The sequence below is a fragment of the Dyella halodurans genome, assembly GCF_026283925.1.
In the GTDB taxonomy this organism is placed as follows: Bacteria; Pseudomonadota; Gammaproteobacteria; order Xanthomonadales; family Rhodanobacteraceae; genus Dyella; species Dyella halodurans.
Window position 1 is genome coordinate 207,149 of the sequence record NZ_JAPDPF010000001.1, and the last position, 16,064, is coordinate 223,212.

Consider the following 16,064-nt stretch of genomic DNA (forward strand, 5'->3'; position numbering starts at 1 on the left):
CTAGGCGACGCGCGCAAGGGTCAAAGTTGGGCGGCACGCGCGGTCTCGCCATGCTCGGCCGGACCACGCGCCGGTGGGGTCAGCACCAGCCGGAAACAGCTGCCGCCGCCCGCCACGCGCACATATTCCAGCGAGGCCTGGTTCGCCTCGCTCATCTGGCGCGCCAGGTACAGGCCGAGGCCGGTGCCGTATTCGTGGGTGGTGTAGAACGGCTCGAAGATCTGCGCGGCCACCTTGGGCGCGATGCCCGGGCCGCGGTCGATCACTTCCAGGATCGGCACGCCATGCTCGCCGTGCCGCGCCACCACCATCACCCGCGCCGGCTCGCCGGGCAGGCGGCCGTAGCGCAGGGCGTTCTGCACCAGGTTCCACACCACCTGCTGGAGCTGCTGCGGATCGGCCACGGCGGCGACCGGGGTGCTGGCCTGGATGACGCGCAGGGAATCCTCGCCGAGGTCGTTGCCCTGGCGGTACTCGTCGACGAAGCCATTGGCCCAGTGGCCCAGGTCGAGCGTTTCCGGGCGCGAGCGCTCGCGGCGCGACAGCTGCAGGATGTTCTCGATGATCTCGTTGAGGCGGACGCAATGGTTGTTGATGATCTCGACCATGCGCTGGTCGGTCTGGTCCAGGCCTTCCGATTCGGCCAGCAGCTGGGCGGAGTAGCGAATCGCCGCCAGCGGATTGCGGATTTCATGCGCGATCGAGGCGGACAGGCGACCCAGCGAGCTCAGCGTAAGTTCTTCCGCCCGGCGCGATACCAGCGAGGTGTCGTCGAGGAAGATCAGCACATGGGAGTCGTCGTTTGGCGCCAGTCGGCTGAAGCGCGGCACCACCTCGGGCACGCCGTCGGCCAGCTGGGTGGCCGATTCGTCCAGCTTGCCGGAGGTCATCCAGTGATACAGGCGCCGCGACAACTCCGGCGCCACGCGGCCCAGGTCGCGCTGGTCGGCGGTGGGGTTGCCCAGCAGCATCCAGGCCGACTCGTTGATCTGGTGGATGCGGTTGGCATCGTCCACCAGCAGCACGCCGGTCTTCATGCGGCGGATGATCAGCTCGTTGACCTGGGCCAGGTTGGCCAGGTCGACGCCGCGCTGTTCGGCCAGCGCCTCGGTGGCGCGCATCTGCCGGCTCAGCACGAAACAGAGCATGGTGATGGCGAAGTAGGCCAGGCCGAACAGGCTCGATTCGAGCAGCTCGCTGTCGATGCTGAGGCTGTTGTGCCGGCTCTCGAGGAAGGAGTGACCGATCACGCCCAGCGTGGCCAGGGCGGCAAAGAAGCAGGACAGGCGCAAGGGCAGGATCAGCGCGCCGGCCGCCAGGTTGACCGCGAGCATCATGGCAATGCCGATGCGCGCGTCGTGCATGGTGGTGATGGCCAGCACCGCGGCGATGATGTCCACCACCAGTGCCCCCGAGACTGAGAGCCGGATGCGCCGCGTGGAACGCCGGGTGAGCGAGAGCATGCCCAGCGCGAACAGCAGGAACAGCACCGCCACGCCGCGGGCCAGGCCGACGTCGGTTAGTTTGGGCCAGCCCAGGGTGGTGGGGCTGAGGGACAGGCCTACGTAAACCAGGGCCTGGGCCAGGCGGAAGCAGTTCAGGAACAGGAGTTCATGCCGCGCCGCTTCGTGAGCCGGGCGGGCGCTGGGGTACACGGGCTGAACGGTGCTGGACACCTGGCGGGGTACTCTCGAATGGGCCGACCGGACGGTCCGGATCAGTATAAACGGGCCGCCAACCCCGTATAGGGGTAGGGCATCAAGGGCGCGCGGAGTCGGCGCCTGGCGATCTGCCCCTTTCCATCGGGGCCCGCTTCCGCGAAAATACCTGGCCGTATTGCGCGGTTTTCGTCATGTCGACAGGCAAGGCGTCGGCGCACTGCATGTATACCCGGCAGCGCTTGTACCGCCGTCCGTCCCCTCGACCGCCCAGGCCCCACAGTCTGCCGCGGCCTCCATGTTTCCCCAGTTCGCTCGAGGTATCGAATGAATTTCCACGAGTACCAGGCCAAAGAATTGTTCGCGCAGTACGGCATCGCCGTGCCGCCGGGCAAGGTAGCCAACTCTCCCGATGCCGCTGTCGACGCCGCCAAGCACCTTGGTGGTTCGCAGTGGATGGTCAAGGCACAGATCCACGCAGGTGGCCGCGGCAAGGCCGGCGGCGTGAAGTTCTGCCGCAGCCTCGATGATGTCCATGCCGCTGCGAAGGGCATGCTCGGCACCCACATGGAAACCTACCAGTCCGCTGGACGCGCGCTGCCGGTGAACCTGGTGCTGGTCACCGACGCGACCAACATCGCCAAGGAACTGTATCTGTCGATCCTGACGGATCGCGATTCCAAGTCGATCTCGTTCATCGCCTCCAAGCACGGCGGCGTGGACATCGAGCAGGTCGCCAAGGACACGCCGGAAGACATCCACACCATCGTGGTGGACTTCGTCGAAGGCCTGCAGCCGTACCAGTGCCGCCAGCTCGGCTTCGCCATGGACCTCAATGCGAAGCAGGTCGGCCAGCTGACCAAGATCATGCTGGGGCTGTACAAGCTGTTCAACGAGAAGGACCTGTCCCTGGTCGAGCTCAACCCGCTCGCCATCCTCGAGGACGGCAACCTCGCCGCGCTCGACGGCAAGGTCAACTCCGACGACAACGCCGAGTTCCGTCACGCCGATCTGGCCGCCATGCGCGACCTGACCCAGGAAGACGCCACCGAAGCTGCCGCGATCACCTACAACCTCAACTACGTGACCATGGACGGCACCATCGGCTGCATGGTCAATGGCGCAGGCCTGGCCATGGCCACCATGGACGTGATCCAGCTGGCAGGCGGCGAGCCGGCCAACTTCCTTGACGTCGGCGGCGGCGCCACCAAGGAGCGCGTGACCGAGGCGTTCAAGCTGATCCTCTCCTCCGACAAGGTGAAGGCCATCCTGGTCAACATCTTCGGCGGCATCGTTCGCTGCGACCTGATCGCCGAGGGCATCATTGCCGCGGTGAAGGAAGTGGGCCTGAAGATTCCGGTGGTGGTGCGCCTGCAGGGCACCAACGTGGAGCTGGGCCGTGAACTGCTGGCCAACTCCGGCCTGGCGATCACGCCGGCCAACGATCTCAACGACGCGGCGCAGAAAGCCGTGGCTGCGGCCAAGGCCTGAGGAGCAACTGAACCATGAGCGTTCTCGTTAACAAGAACACCAAGGTCCTCGTGCAGGGCTTTACCGGCCAGCAGGGCACCTTCCACGCCCAGCAGGCGCTGGATTACGGCACCAAGGTCGTCGGCGGCATCACCCCCGGCAAGGGCGGCAGCGAGCACATCGGCCTGCCGGTCTTCAACAGCGTGTCCGAAGCGGTCGACGAGACCGGCGCCGACGCGTCCGTCATCTTCGTGCCGCCGCCGTTCGCGGCCGACTCGATCCTCGAGGCGATCGACGCCGGCATCCGCGTCATCGTGGCGATCACCGAGGGCATCCCGGTGCTGGACATGCTGCGCGTGAAGAACGTGCTGGCCCAGCATCCGGAAACCGTGCTGATCGGGCCGAACTGCCCCGGCATCATCACCCCGGGCGAGTGCAAGATCGGCATCATGCCGGGTCACATCCACATGCCGGGCAAGGTCGGCATCGTCTCGCGCTCCGGCACGCTGACGTACGAATCGGTGTTCCAGACCACCAACGAAGGCCTCGGCCAGTCGACGGTGATCGGCATCGGCGGCGACCCGATCAATGGCTTGAGCTTCATCGACTGCCTCAAGCTGTTCCAGGACGATCCGCAGACCGAAGGCATCATCATGGTCGGCGAAATCGGCGGCAGCGCTGAGGAAGACGCCGCCGAGTTCATCGGCGAGTACGTGACCAAGCCGGTGGTGTCGTTCATCGCCGGTGCTTCGGCTCCTCCGGGCAAGCGCATGGGCCACGCCGGTGCGATCATCTCCGGTGGCAAGGGCACGGCCGCGGCGAAGTTCGCGGCGCTGGAGAAGGCTGGCGTCACCACGGTGAAGTCGCCGGCAGACCTCGGCAAGGCCCTCGCAGGCCTGATGAAGAAGTAAGTCGGGTCGGCATGACCGTCATGAGAAGGGCCGCGGCGACGCGGCCCTTTTTCTTTGCGCGATGATTTCCCAGTGTGCGGCCTTACCCGTGTAGGAGCGCACCCTGTGCGCGAAAAACCTACGTAGCGGCAACGCTGGGATCGCGCACAGGGTGCGCTCCCACAGTGGGAGGCCTGGCGCCTTGCGCCGGCGGGCCCTGGCGCTGCCTCGGGTATCATAAGCTGCTCCCCGAACACGGATTCCCCGGCATGTCCTCCCTACGCCTCGCGCTTGCGCAATTCGATTTCCCGGTCGGTGCGGTGGCAGCCAATGCCGCCAGGGTAGGGGATCTGTTGGCGCAGGCACGCGAAGGCGGTGCGGCGCTGGCGGTTTTTCCCGAGCTCACCCTCAGCGGCTATCCGCCGGAGGACCTGCTGCTGCGGCCGAGCTTCCTCGCTGCCTGCCAGTGCGAGCTCAATGCGTTGGCCGCGGCCACCAATGGTGTCGCCGCCCTGGTCGGTCACCCGCATAGCGAAGGCGAGGTCTACAACGCGGCAAGCCTGCTGCGCGGTGGGCGCATCGAACTGACCACGCACAAGCAGGCGCTGCCCAACTACGGCGTATTCGACGACAAGCGTTATTTCCGCCCCGGTCATGCCAGCGCGGTGGCGATGATCGACGGCGTGCGCGTGGGCCTGCTGATCTGCGAAGACATCTGGCAGCCCGAGCCGGCCGCCAAGGCCGCCGCGGCGGGCGCCGAACTGCTCGTGGTGATCAACGCCTCGCCCTGGGACGACGCCAAGCAGGCCGGTCGCGAAGCCGTGCTGCAAGCGCGCGCGCAGGAAACCGGCTGCGCCATCGCCTATCTCAACCTGATCGGTGGCCAGGACGAGGTGGTGTATGACGGCGGTTCGTTGCTGGTGAACGGCGATGGCAGCATCGCCGCGCGTGCGCCCGTGTTCGTCGATGCCCTTCTGTGGGCCGAATTCGACAGCGAAACGCGTACCTTGCGTGCCGAAGACTGGCCGCGGGCGGCGGATCATGCGCTGGAGGCGACCCTGTACGCCGCCCTGGTGCGTGGCATTCGCGACTACATCGACAAGAACGGTTTTTCTGGCGTGCTGCTGGGCCTGTCCGGTGGCATCGATTCCGCGCTGACGCTGGCGCTGGCGGTGGATGCGCTGGGTGCAGACCGCGTGACGGCGGTGATGATGCCCACGCGCTATACCTCGCAGCTGTCGCTGGAGGGCGCGCGTGCGCAGGCCGTGCAGCTCGGCGTGGACTATCACGTCATCGATATCGAGCAGACGGTCGATGCGTTCCTGAGCGCGCTTACGCCTGCGTTTGCTGGCAAGGCCGCGGACACGACCGAGGAAAACCTGCAGTCGCGTACGCGCGGCGTGATGCTGATGGCGCTGTCCAACAAGCACGGTCGCCTGCTGCTGGCCACCGGCAACAAGAGCGAAATGGCGGTCGGCTACGCCACGCTTTACGGTGACATGTGCGGCGCCTATGCACCGCTGAAGGACGTCTACAAGACGGTGGTGTATCGGCTTTCGCGCTGGCGCAATGCGCATGCGGCGCGACTGGGTGAGCCCGAGGCGATTCCATCGGCGGTGATCGAGCGTCCGCCGTCGGCGGAGTTGCGCGACAACCAGACCGACCAGGATTCGCTGCCGCCGTACGATGAGCTGGATGCCATCCTCGCCCGTTTCATCGAAAGCGAGCAGTCACAGGCCGAAATCGTGGCGCAGGGCTTCCACGCCGATACGGTGCGCCGCGTGGTGCGCCTGGTGCTGCTCAATGAGTTCAAGCGTCGCCAGTCCGCACCGGGCCCGCGCGTGACCACGCGCGCGTTTGGCCGCGAGCGACGCTATCCGATCACCTCCGGCTGGAAGTAAGCCGACAGCGCCCGGACTGGCCCTCTGTTGTAGGAGCGCACCCAGTGCGCGAAAAGCCAACGGAGCGGAGACACCGCCGCGACGCGGTCGCGCACTGGGTGCGCTCCTACAGAAGTAAAAAAACGGCGGGCTCGCGCCCGCCTTTTTTTTTATCCCGACAGCTCAGAATCGCCGATCAATGGTGACCCGAGAACGGGATCATCTTGCGGATCAGCGACGGCGAATGCGGCCAGTTCGGATCCTTCAGGTACGGATGATCCGGGTAGTTCAGTGCCAGCACCTGGCGCGTCTGGTCGGCAAGGCCCTTCTGGTCCATGCTCAGGTAGCTGCGCGTGAGGATGGCCAGCGCGTCACCGGTCTGCGGCGCCTGCTGGTAATGCTCGATCACGTACTGGGCACGGTTGGCGGCGCCCACGTAGACCTTGTTGCGCAGGTAGAACTCGGCCACGTTGATCTCGAACTGGGCCAGCACGTTGCGCAGGTAGATCATGCGCTGGCGCGCATCGGCGGTGTAGGCGCTGTCCGGGAAGCGGCGCGACAGCTCGGAGAAGTCGTCGAAGGCCTTCAGGTTGAAGCCCTGGTCACGTCGCGTCTGGGCCTCGTTGCGCTGCAGGAGGCGCTCCATCGCACCGCCCGTACGATCAAAATTGATCAGGCCGCGCAAGTAATAGGCATAATCCACATGTGGATGGGTCGGATACGTCTTGATGAAGCGGTTGATCGTGGAATAAGCGTCGTCCGGCTGGTTGTCTTTGTACTGTGAGTAGGCCAGGTCAAGCTGGGCCTGCTCGTTGAAGTTACCGGACGGGAAGCGCGCGATCAGGCGCTGATACGCTTTGGCCGCCGCCGCATAGTCGGCGTTCTCCATCGAGTCGTGGGCCTTGGCGTAAAGCTTGTCCACCGGCAGGGTATCGTTGGTGTCCTTCTTGTGGCCGAACATCGAGCAGGCGCTCATCGATACGGCGATGGCGAGCACGACAAAAACTTTGAAAGCCGGCAGCTTGGTTACGCGCATGAGAAAGGGTTCAGATGTTTGATCGAAAAGGGATGATAGCCGAAACCACCGGTTGCCCGGGCAGGCGGCCATGACAACCATACGTCATGAGGCCACAGTGCCCCTGTCTGCCGCGGGTCGGAGGTTCGACCAGGCTTTGGCCGAGATGTTCCCGGACTACTCGCGGTCTCGCCTGACGGCCTGGATCAAGGCCGGCGCAGTGACCCTGGATGGCGCCCTGGCGCCACCCCGCCAGCTGTTGCGGGGTGGGGAACAGGTGCGGCTGCAAGCCGAGCTGGAGGCCGAGGTGGAGATGGCGCCGGAAGATATCGCGCTGGATATCGTCCACGAGGATGCCCATGTGCTGGTGCTGAACAAGCCGGCCGGGCTGGTAGTCCATCCGGGCGCCGGCAACAGTGCCGGCACCTTGCTGAACGCCTTGCTGCATCACGATCCCGTGCTGGCCCAGTTGCCACGCGGCGGCATCGTGCACCGACTGGACAAGGACACTTCCGGCCTGATGGTGGTGGCCAAGACCCTGGCGGCCCATACGGCGCTGGTCGACATGCTGTCGCGCCACGATGTGGAGCGGCAGTACGAAGCCGTGGTGCTGGGTACCCTGGTGGCCGGTGGCACGGTGGACGCGCCGATTGGCCGCCATATGGGCGATCGCCTGCGCCAGGCGGTCCGCGACGAGGAGGACGGCAAGCATGCCGTCACCCATTACCGCCTGCGCGAGCGCTTCCGCGCCCACAGCCTGGTCCAGTGCAGCCTGGAAACCGGCCGTACGCACCAGATCCGCGTGCATCTGGCGCATATCGGCCATCCGCTGATCGGCGATCCGCTTTATGGCGGTGGGCTGAAGCTGCCCAAGGGCGCCACGCCGGAGCTGGTGGCGGCCCTGCGCGGATTCCGCCGGCAGGCGCTGCATGCCGAGCGGCTGGCTTTCGAACATCCGATCAGCCGCGAGCCCTTGTCGTTCAGCGCCGAGCGGCCCGCCGATCAGCAGGCGCTGATCGATGCCCTGCGCGCCGACACGGCACAGGCACCTCCGGATGACTGGCAGTGATCGCGTGAAGGATTGGATCATTCCCGACTGGCCGGCGCCGCCGCGGGTGCGTGCGGCCGTCAGTACCCGGCAAGGGCCAGGGGTGTCCGCGGAACCTTACGATCGCCTCAATCTCGGCGCACGTTCGGGGGATGTGCCGGAGGCGGTGTCAGCCAATCGCACCGCGGTGCAGGCGGCGCTGGGGCTTGAACGGGCGCCGCACTGGCTGCAACAGGTGCATGGCGTCGATGTGGCCGATATCGATCGCCTGTACGACGAGGACGAGCCGCGTGCGGATGCCGCGGTGACCTGTCGCATGGGCGAGCCGCTGGCGATACTCACGGCCGACTGCCTGCCGGTGCTGTTTTGCACGCTCGATGGCGATGCCGTCGCGGCGGCGCATGCCGGCTGGCGAGGGATGGTGGCGGGTGTGCTCGAAGCTGCCTTGGCTTCGCTGCCGGCACCGCCGGCCAGGATCATGGCCTGGTTGGGACCGTGCATCGGTGCACCCAGCTATGAAATCGGCGAAGAAGTGCGCGATGCGTTTCTGGCTGCCGATCCCGCTGCGGAGCGCTGCTTCATGCCGACCCGCCCCGGTCATTGGTTGTGCGATCTCGCCGGCCTGGCGCGTCGCCGACTGATGACGGCTGGTGTCGCGCAGGTATATGGCGGTGGCTTCGATACGCGGATCGATGAGCGCTTTTATTCCTATCGCAGGGATGGAGCGCAGAGCGGGCGCTTTGCCAGTCTGATCTGGATGGAAGGGTAGGGGCGCGTTGCTGCAGCCTCGTCAGCCACGCGTAACCAACGAGGCTACGCATGCCCTCTGGAGTAGTCGGCGCGGGACAAGGCGCCGTGCTTCAGTGCAAGCAGCACGCGCACCAGCCAGGCCCGGGTGGAAGCGGGCTCCGGCAGCGCATAGTGGGCAACGCTGGGTCCGCGCCCGCCGACGCGCACGCTCAAGCCGCGCTCCAAGTTGACGGTGGCAAACCCATGTTCGTCGGTGAGATCGTCGCCGACATAGACGGGTAGCCGTCCATGGAAGGGCCAGTGGGCGAGCAGGTGGGCAATCGCCGAGCCCTTGTCCATGCCCTGTGGCCTGAGTTCGATCAGCATGCTACCCAGTTGCATGTCGTAGCCGGCAAGGTTGGGCAATAACGCCTCCACACTCGCGCGCAGGGCCTGGAAGTGCTCGGGTGCGGCACGACAATGCAAGGCCACCGCCATGCCCTTGTCTTCCACCAGCACGCCGGGAAGACCGGCGGCGACCGTGGCAGCGAACTCCCGCACCAACGAGCGTCGCGCCGCGCCAATGTGGACGCCGCGATAGCTGCCATCGGCGCCACGCAGCTCCAGTCCGTGCAAGCCGGCCATCGCCCAGGGCGGATGGCCAAACAAGTCGTCCAGGTCATCCAGGCTGCGCGCACTGACGAGGGCAAGGGCGCCATCGAGCGTGCCGAACAGGTCGTCGAGGAGGTCACGCAAGCGCGTGTCGACGAAGACCTGGTCGGGCCGCTGGGCAAAATCCAGCAGGGTGCCGTCGACGTCGAGAAACAGCGCCCAGTGTTCGCCTGCGCCCGGCAGGGGTGGCGCTGGTAGTGGTAATTGAGCGGACATGGCCGGGGAGGGAGAGGGCGATATCACGGCGACGAGCCTAGCAAGACAAATGTGAAGACGAGCTATGGATGAGGCCCGCAAAAACCGCAGGCGTGATATGCGCGTGATGACCGTCGCGCTTGAATCGTGCGGCGTCGTCCGCATCTCTTCCGGCAGTGGCGGCGAGGCCGCCAAATGACCTTGATGAGGGGCATGCCCATGCGGATGGACAAACTCACGTCGCGCTTCCAGCAGGCGCTGGCTGACGCGCAATCGATCGCCGTCGGACGCGACAACAATATGCTTGAACCGGTGCACGTGATGGCGGCCTTGCTCGACCAGCAAGGCGGGTCGACGGCGCCGTTGCTTACCCAGGCGCAGGTCAACGTGCCGGCATTGCGCCAGCGCATCGGCGAGCAGCTCGAGCGGCTGCCGCGCGTCAGCGGGCAGGAAGGCAATGTGCATGCCGGCAACGAGCTGACGCGCTTGCTCAACCTTACCGACAAGCTCGCGCAACAGCGCGGCGACCAGTTCATCGCCAGCGAATTGTTTGTCCTGGCCGCACTGGAGGACAAGGGCGAACTGGGTGCCGCACTCAAGGCGGCCGGCGCCAACAAGGTGAATATCGAAGCGGCCATCGAGAAGCTGCGCGGTGGCGAAAAAGTGCAGAGCGAGAATGCCGAAGAACAGCGCCAGGCGCTGGAGAAATACTGCATCGACCTCACCGCGCGCGCCGAGAGCGGCAAGCTCGATCCGGTGATTGGTCGCGACGAGGAAATCCGTCGCACCATCCAGGTATTGCAGCGTCGCACCAAGAACAACCCTGTGCTGATCGGCGAGCCCGGCGTGGGCAAGACCGCCATCGTGGAAGGCCTGGCCCAGCGCATCGTCAAGGGCGAAGTGCCGGAGGGCCTGCGAGATCGCCGCGTGCTCGCGTTGGACATGGGCGCGCTGATCGCCGGCGCCAAGTTCCGTGGCGAGTTCGAAGAGCGCCTCAAGGCCGTGCTGAGCGACCTGGCCAAGAACGAAGGCCAGATCATCCTGTTCATTGACGAGCTGCACACCATGGTTGGCGCCGGCAAGGCCGATGGCGCCATGGATGCCGGCAACATGCTCAAGCCAGCGCTCGCGCGCGGCGAATTGCATTGCATTGGCGCGACCACGCTCGATGAATACCGCAAGTACATCGAGAAGGACGCCGCGCTGGAACGCCGCTTCCAGAAGGTCTATGTGGGCGAGCCCAGCGTCGAGGACACCATCGCCATCCTGCGTGGCCTCAAGGAGCGCTACGCAGTGCATCACGGCGTGGAAATCACCGATCCGGCCATCGTTGCCGCGGCCACGCTGTCCAACCGCTACATCCCGGACCGCCAGCTGCCGGACAAGGCCATCGACCTGATGGACGAGGCGGCCTCGCGCATCCGCATGGAAATCGATTCCAAGCCGGAGGAACTGGACCGCCTGGAACGTCGCCTGATCCAGCTGAAGATCCAGCGCGAGATGCTGAAGAAGGAAACCGACGAGGCGTCCAAGAAGCGCCTGGCTGACCTCGATGCGGACATCCAGAAGCTGGAGCGCGAGTTTTCCGATCTCAACGAGGTCTGGAAGTCCGAAAAGGCCGCCCTGCAGGGCGCGACCAAGGTGAAGGAGCAGATCGAAGCCGCCCGCATCGAGCTGGAAGCCGCGCAGCGTCGCCAGGACTACGCCAAGATGAGCGAGATCCAGTACGGCAAGTTGCCGGAGCTGGAGAAGCAGCTTGTCGCCGCGCAGGCCGCTGAAACGCAGGAGTTCAAGCTGGTGAAGGATCGCGTCACCGAGGAAGAGATCGCCGAAGTGGTGTCGCGCTGGACCGGCATCCCGGTCAACAAGATGCTGGAAGGCGAGCGCGAAAAACTGCTGCAGATGGAGTCGGCGCTGCACAAGCGCGTGGTGGGCCAGGACGAAGCGGTACGTGCCGTATCCGATGCGATTCGTCGTGCACGTGCCGGCCTGTCCGACCCCAACCGTCCGTATGGCTCGTTCCTGTTCCTCGGCCCGACCGGCGTCGGCAAGACCGAGTTGTGCAAGGCGCTGGCCGAGTTCATGTTCGATACGCAGGACGCCATGGTGCGCATCGACATGAGCGAGTTCATGGAGAAGCACTCGGTGAGTCGCCTGATTGGCGCACCCCCGGGCTATGTCGGTTACGAGGAAGGCGGTTATCTCACCGAGGCCGTGCGTCGCCGCCCGTACAGCGTGATCCTGCTGGACGAAGTGGAGAAGGCGCATCCGGATGTGTTCAACATCCTGTTGCAGGTACTCGACGATGGGCGTCTCACGGACGGCCAGGGTCGCACCGTGGATTTCCGCAACACCGTCATCGTGATGACGTCGAACCTTGGCTCGCAGATGATCCAGGAGCAGGCGGGCGACAGCGAGGCCGGCTATCTGCAGATGAAGGCGAGCGTGCTGGGCGTGGTGCAAGCCCATTTCCGCCCGGAGTTCATCAACCGCCTCGACGAGCTGGTGGTGTTCCGTCCGCTGGAGAAGAAGCAGATCCGCGCCATCGCAAAAATCCAGCTGGCTTATCTGGAAAAGCGCCTGGCCGAACGCGATCTCAAGCTGGAAATTGGCGACAAGGCACTGGATCTGCTCGGCAATGTCGGCTTCGACCCGGTCTATGGCGCGCGTCCGCTCAAGCGCGCCATCCAGCAGCAACTGGAGAACCCGCTGGCCAGGGAGATCCTGGAAGGTAGGTTCCCTGGCGGCACCACGATCGAGGTGGATGCGGAGCAGGGACGTCTGACGTTCCGCAAGCACTAAGCGCAACGCTCACGTTGCGACGAGAGACGCACGCCTGGCGCGGCACGGTCCTCCTTCTCCCCGGAGGGGAGAAGGAGTAAGTGCGGTCGCCCGGCGCTCAAGCAGACGGGGAGAGCAAAGAAAGCCCCAAGCGACCCATCGCGCAGCATCATTCGATCTATCGTCTGCTACCATCGCCCCGCCTGAGGTGACCACGAGCTGCAAAGCCAGTGGTTGAAACGGGAATCCGGTGCGGCGCGTGAGCGCCCATTCCGGAGCTGCCCCCGCAACGGTAGGCGAGTAAACGGTCAGCAATAGCCACTGTGCTTCGGCATGGGAAGGCGCTGGTCCGGAAGGCATCCGATGCCTTCGCTCGCGAGCCCGGAGACCGGCCTCGAGGTACGACCAGACAGGCGGTGGGCCATGTCATGGATGCCATGCGCCGCATGGCCGCCACGTCTCCTCACGCCTGTTCCTTATCTCATGCAAGCCGCGCGGGCAGGCGCGGTTGAGGAGCATTGCTGTGGCATTTCGGAATTTCCCAGTCCGCCAGACGATCCTGGCGGCGACCTTGTTGACCGTGTTCACCCCGGCGTTCGCCGACGATGCGGCGACCGACCTCAGTAGCGTCGTGGTCACCGCGACGCGTACCGCGCAGACCGAAGACCAGACCCTTTCGGCGATCACCGTGATCGATCGTGCCGATATCGAGCGTTTGCAGCCGGCGTCGCTGGCGGACCTGCTACGAGGCACGCCCGGCATGCAGCTGGCCAACAACGGCGGCCCGGGCAAGGCCACCAGCGCCTTCCTGCGCGGCACCGAGTCCGATCATGTGCTGGTTCTGGTCGACGGCATCAAGATCGGTTCGGCCACCACCGGAACGGCGGCCTTGCAGGACATCCCGGTCGAACAGATCGAGCGCATCGAGATCGTGCGCGGGCCGTTCTCCAGCCTGTATGGCTCGGAGGCGATCGGTGGCGTGATCCAGATCTTTACCCGTCGCCCCGAGGGCGCGTTCGTGCCCAGCTTCAGCCTTGGCGTGGGCAGCTATGGCCATCTCAGCGGCTCGGCCGGACTGGCAGGAACCAGCGGCAACGGCTGGTATTCGCTGCAGGCCTCGCATGAGCAGACTGACGGGATCAACGCCTGTCGCGTGGGCGCAGCTGAAGTCGGTGCGGCCTGCTTTGCCGATCAGCCTGACAAGGATGGCTACCGCAACACCGCCGTGACCCTGCAGGGCGGTTATCGCTTCGACCAGCAATGGGACGCCGATGTCCGCCTGTTCCGCAGCGAAGGCCACAACTACTACGACGGCACTTATTCCGATTCCGACGAGAGCGCGACCCAGGTGGTCGGTGGCCGCCTGCACTACCGTCCAACCAAGGATCTCACCTTCACCCTGAGCGTGGGCACCAGCGGCGACTTCAGCAAGGACTATCTGCAAGGCGTCTACGTCGACCGCTTCGACACCCATCGCGATATCGGCTCGTTGCAGGCGGATATCGCGCTGGGCGGTGGCCTGCTCAGCAGCGGCTTCGACTGGCAGCGTGATCAGGTGGACAGCAGCACGGCCTACGCCGTGAACAGCCGCATTGATCGTGGCGTGTTCGTGCAGTGGCAGCAGACCTTCGGGGCCCAGTCGCTGCAGGCCAGCGTGCGCCGCGACGACAACAGCCAGTTCGGCGGCAAGAACACCGGCAGCGTGCTGTGGGGCTGGGACTTCACCAACAGCTTGCGCCTGACGGCCAGCTACGGCACAGCCTTCAAGGCACCCACGTTCAACGACCTGTATTACCCGTACTACGGCAATCCCGAGCTCAAGCCGGAAACCTCGCAGAACATCGAGCTGGGCCTGCGCGGCACCTACGGCTGGGGCTACTGGTCGCTCAATGCGTTTCGCAACAAGGTCGACGACCTCATCACTTATGACGCGTCGACTGGCCTGCCGGGCAACGTGGAAGACGCGCGGATTCGCGGCGCCGAGGCCGTGGTCAGCGGACACCTTGCAGGTTGGCTGGTCACAGGCACGGCCACCTGGCTCGATCCGCGCGATGAAACGCCTGGCGACCAGCACGGCAATCTGTTGCCGCGTCGCGCCCGTCAGACGGCCCGCATCGACGTGGACCGCAGCTTTGGTGCCTTCAGCGTGGGCGGCAGCTGGTACGTGGCCGGACGTCGTTATGACGATCTTGCCAACCAGCATCCGCTCGGCGGCTACGCCCTGACCGATCTGCGCGTGGCCTATGCGCTGGATCGCAACTGGAAGCTGCAGCTGGCGCTCAACAATGCGTTCGCCAAAAACTACGAGACGGCCTGGTATTACAACCAGCCTGGTCGCAATTACATGCTGACCCTGCGTTACCAGCCGGCTCCATAAGCGCAAGCGCGGGGCTGGTCGTTCCAGCCCCGCGTGACCTCTGCAAGACCTTCGACCACGATCCGGGAGTCACCTCATGAAGTTACCGTCAGGTCTGCGTTCTGCCTCACTATTTGGGTTGCTGGTGCTGCTCATGTTGTCCACCCGCTTCAAGCATTTTGGCGATGTGCTGCATCTGGCGGATGCCTCGATGGCGGTGTTCTTCGTCGGCGGCCTGATGCTGCGCCGACACGCCATGTTTGCCTCGCTGGTGGCGCTGGCCATGGGACTGGACTGGGTAGCGATCCAGTATGCGGGTGTCAGCGATTTTTGCGTCACGCCGGCGTATGCCTTCCTGCCCTTGGCCTATGCGGTGCTTTGGTATGGCGGTCGCTGGTACGCGCCACGCCTGCGCAGCAGCATGGCTGCGCTGTTGGGCGCCTGGGCCGTCGCGCCGCTGGCAGCGTCACTTTCCTTTGCCATCTCCAATGGCGCCTTCTATTGGCTGGGCGGTCGTTATGCACAGCCGCACGTGGCCGAGTACGTGTCGCGCCTGTGGCAGTGGGGCCCCTTGTTCGTGCGCACCACGCTTGCTTACGTCGCAGTGGCCTTGGTGGCCTATGCCATCGTTGCCGGGCTGATGTCGAAGCGTGGCGTGTCGTTGGCGCAGCAGGCATAGGTGCCATGCGCATGACAGGCCGTACCCAGCATCAGACGCATAGCCGCGGAGCAGGTTTATGAACGATCCATCGAGCAGCGAAGTGCACACCGCCGAAGAACGCCATCGCGAGCGCATGCAACGCAAGAAGGAACTGGTGGACCGCAAGATCGCCCGCGCGACCATCGAGCGCGGCGTGTTGGTGGTGAACACCGGTAACGGCAAGGGCAAGAGTTCGTCCGGCTTCGGCATGCTGGCGCGCTCGCTCGGCCACGGCTTCCACTGCGGCGTCGTGCAATTCATCAAGGGCAGTTTTTCCACCGGCGAGGAAGCGTTTTTCCGTCGCTTTCCCGACGACGTCGACTACCACGTAATGGGCGAGGGCTATACCTGGGAGACCCAGGACAAGGCCCGCGATATCCAGGCTGCCCAGGCCGCCTGGCAGGTGGCGGCGACCATGCTGGCCGATGCCCGCTACGACTTCGTGCTGCTGGATGAGCTCAATATCGCCCTGGTGAAGGGATATCTCGAGGTGGCCGTGGTTGGCGCCGCACTCGCGGCGCGACCTCCGCAGCAACACGTGGTGATCACGGGACGCGGCGCACCGGAGGCCTTGCTCGAGCAGGCGGATACGGTCACCGAAATGCGCGTGGTGAAACATGCATTTCAGGCCGGTATCCGAGCGCAAAAAGGTATCGAGCTGTAGGAGATG

Annotated in this window: 12 protein-coding genes and 1 riboswitch; of the genes, 9 read left to right on the top strand and 3 right to left on the bottom strand. The window is 65.2% G+C overall.

From position 1 onward, the window contains the following. Nucleotides 1-20 precede the first annotated feature (20 nt). Nucleotides 21-1,676, bottom strand: coding sequence for a sensor histidine kinase (locus tag OUZ49_RS00900; RefSeq protein WP_266148016.1), 1,656 nt, complete (start codon nt 1,674-1,676; stop codon nt 21-23). Between the two features lie 309 nt (nt 1,677-1,985). Between OUZ49_RS00900 and sucC the strand changes: the two genes are divergently transcribed. From sucC to OUZ49_RS00915, 3 genes are all read left to right on the top strand, one after another. Beyond that, nucleotides 1,986-3,149: an ADP-forming succinate--CoA ligase subunit beta gene (sucC, locus tag OUZ49_RS00905; RefSeq protein ID WP_323134889.1), complete on the top strand. Its 1,164-nt coding sequence runs from the start codon at nt 1,986-1,988 to the stop codon at nt 3,147-3,149. 14 nt (nt 3,150-3,163) lie between these two features. Then, nucleotides 3,164-4,039 carry a succinate--CoA ligase subunit alpha gene (sucD, locus tag OUZ49_RS00910; RefSeq protein WP_266148017.1) on the top strand — a complete coding sequence of 292 codons (876 nt, stop codon included), beginning with the start codon at nt 3,164-3,166 and terminating at the stop codon, nt 4,037-4,039. Between the two features lie 248 nt (nt 4,040-4,287). Further along, nucleotides 4,288-5,919, top strand: coding sequence for an NAD+ synthase (locus OUZ49_RS00915; RefSeq protein ID WP_266148018.1), 1,632 nt, complete (start codon nt 4,288-4,290; stop codon nt 5,917-5,919). A 175-nt stretch (nt 5,920-6,094) separates the two neighbouring features. On the opposite strand, the gene OUZ49_RS00920 is transcribed toward OUZ49_RS00915, so the two are convergent. Beyond that, on the bottom strand, nt 6,095-6,934 hold the full coding sequence (locus OUZ49_RS00920; protein ID WP_266148019.1) for an outer membrane protein assembly factor BamD: 840 nt from the start codon (nt 6,932-6,934) through the stop codon (nt 6,095-6,097). Nucleotides 6,935-7,004: 70 nt separating this feature from the next. On the opposite strand from OUZ49_RS00920, the gene rluD reads away from it, so the two are divergent. Both rluD and pgeF read left to right on the top strand, forming a co-directional pair. After that, entirely contained in the window at nt 7,005-7,982 is a 978-nt protein-coding gene (gene rluD, locus OUZ49_RS00925) for a 23S rRNA pseudouridine(1911/1915/1917) synthase RluD (RefSeq protein ID WP_266148020.1), read from the top strand. After that, the gene (pgeF, locus tag OUZ49_RS00930; protein ID WP_266148021.1) at nt 7,969-8,730 is read left to right on the top strand and encodes a peptidoglycan editing factor PgeF; all 762 of its coding nucleotides are present in this window, start codon (nt 7,969-7,971) and stop codon (nt 8,728-8,730) included. Before rluD ends, pgeF begins: the two co-directional genes overlap by 14 nt. A gap of 44 nt (nt 8,731-8,774) precedes the next feature. On the opposite strand, the gene otsB is transcribed toward pgeF, so the two are convergent. Beyond that, on the bottom strand, nt 8,775-9,578 hold the full coding sequence (otsB, locus tag OUZ49_RS00935) for a trehalose-phosphatase (protein WP_266148022.1): 804 nt from the start codon (nt 9,576-9,578) through the stop codon (nt 8,775-8,777). 198 nt (nt 9,579-9,776) lie between these two features. Between otsB and clpB the strand changes: the two genes are divergently transcribed. The 4 genes from clpB to cobO all read left to right on the top strand — a co-directional run bounded on the left by clpB (nt 9,777) and on the right by cobO (nt 16,058). Further along, nucleotides 9,777-12,359 (top strand): ATP-dependent chaperone ClpB, encoded by a 2,583-nt coding sequence (gene clpB, locus OUZ49_RS00940; RefSeq protein ID WP_266148024.1) that lies wholly within the window; start codon nt 9,777-9,779, stop codon nt 12,357-12,359. Nucleotides 12,360-12,527: 168 nt separating this feature from the next. After that, nucleotides 12,528-12,749, top strand: a riboswitch (cobalamin riboswitch). A 112-nt stretch (nt 12,750-12,861) separates the two neighbouring features. Then, nucleotides 12,862-14,715, top strand: coding sequence for a TonB-dependent vitamin B12 receptor (gene btuB / locus OUZ49_RS00945; protein WP_380005033.1), 1,854 nt, complete (start codon nt 12,862-12,864; stop codon nt 14,713-14,715). Nucleotides 14,716-14,791: 76 nt separating this feature from the next. Continuing rightward, a complete protein-coding gene (locus tag OUZ49_RS00950; protein WP_266148025.1) occupies nt 14,792-15,373 on the top strand; it encodes a hypothetical protein in 582 nt (193 codons plus the stop codon). Between the two features lie 58 nt (nt 15,374-15,431). Further along, nucleotides 15,432-16,058, top strand: a complete 627-nt coding sequence (gene cobO / locus OUZ49_RS00955; protein ID WP_266148027.1) for a cob(I)yrinic acid a,c-diamide adenosyltransferase — start codon at nt 15,432-15,434, stop codon at nt 16,056-16,058. Nucleotides 16,059-16,064: the final 6 nt, after the last annotated feature.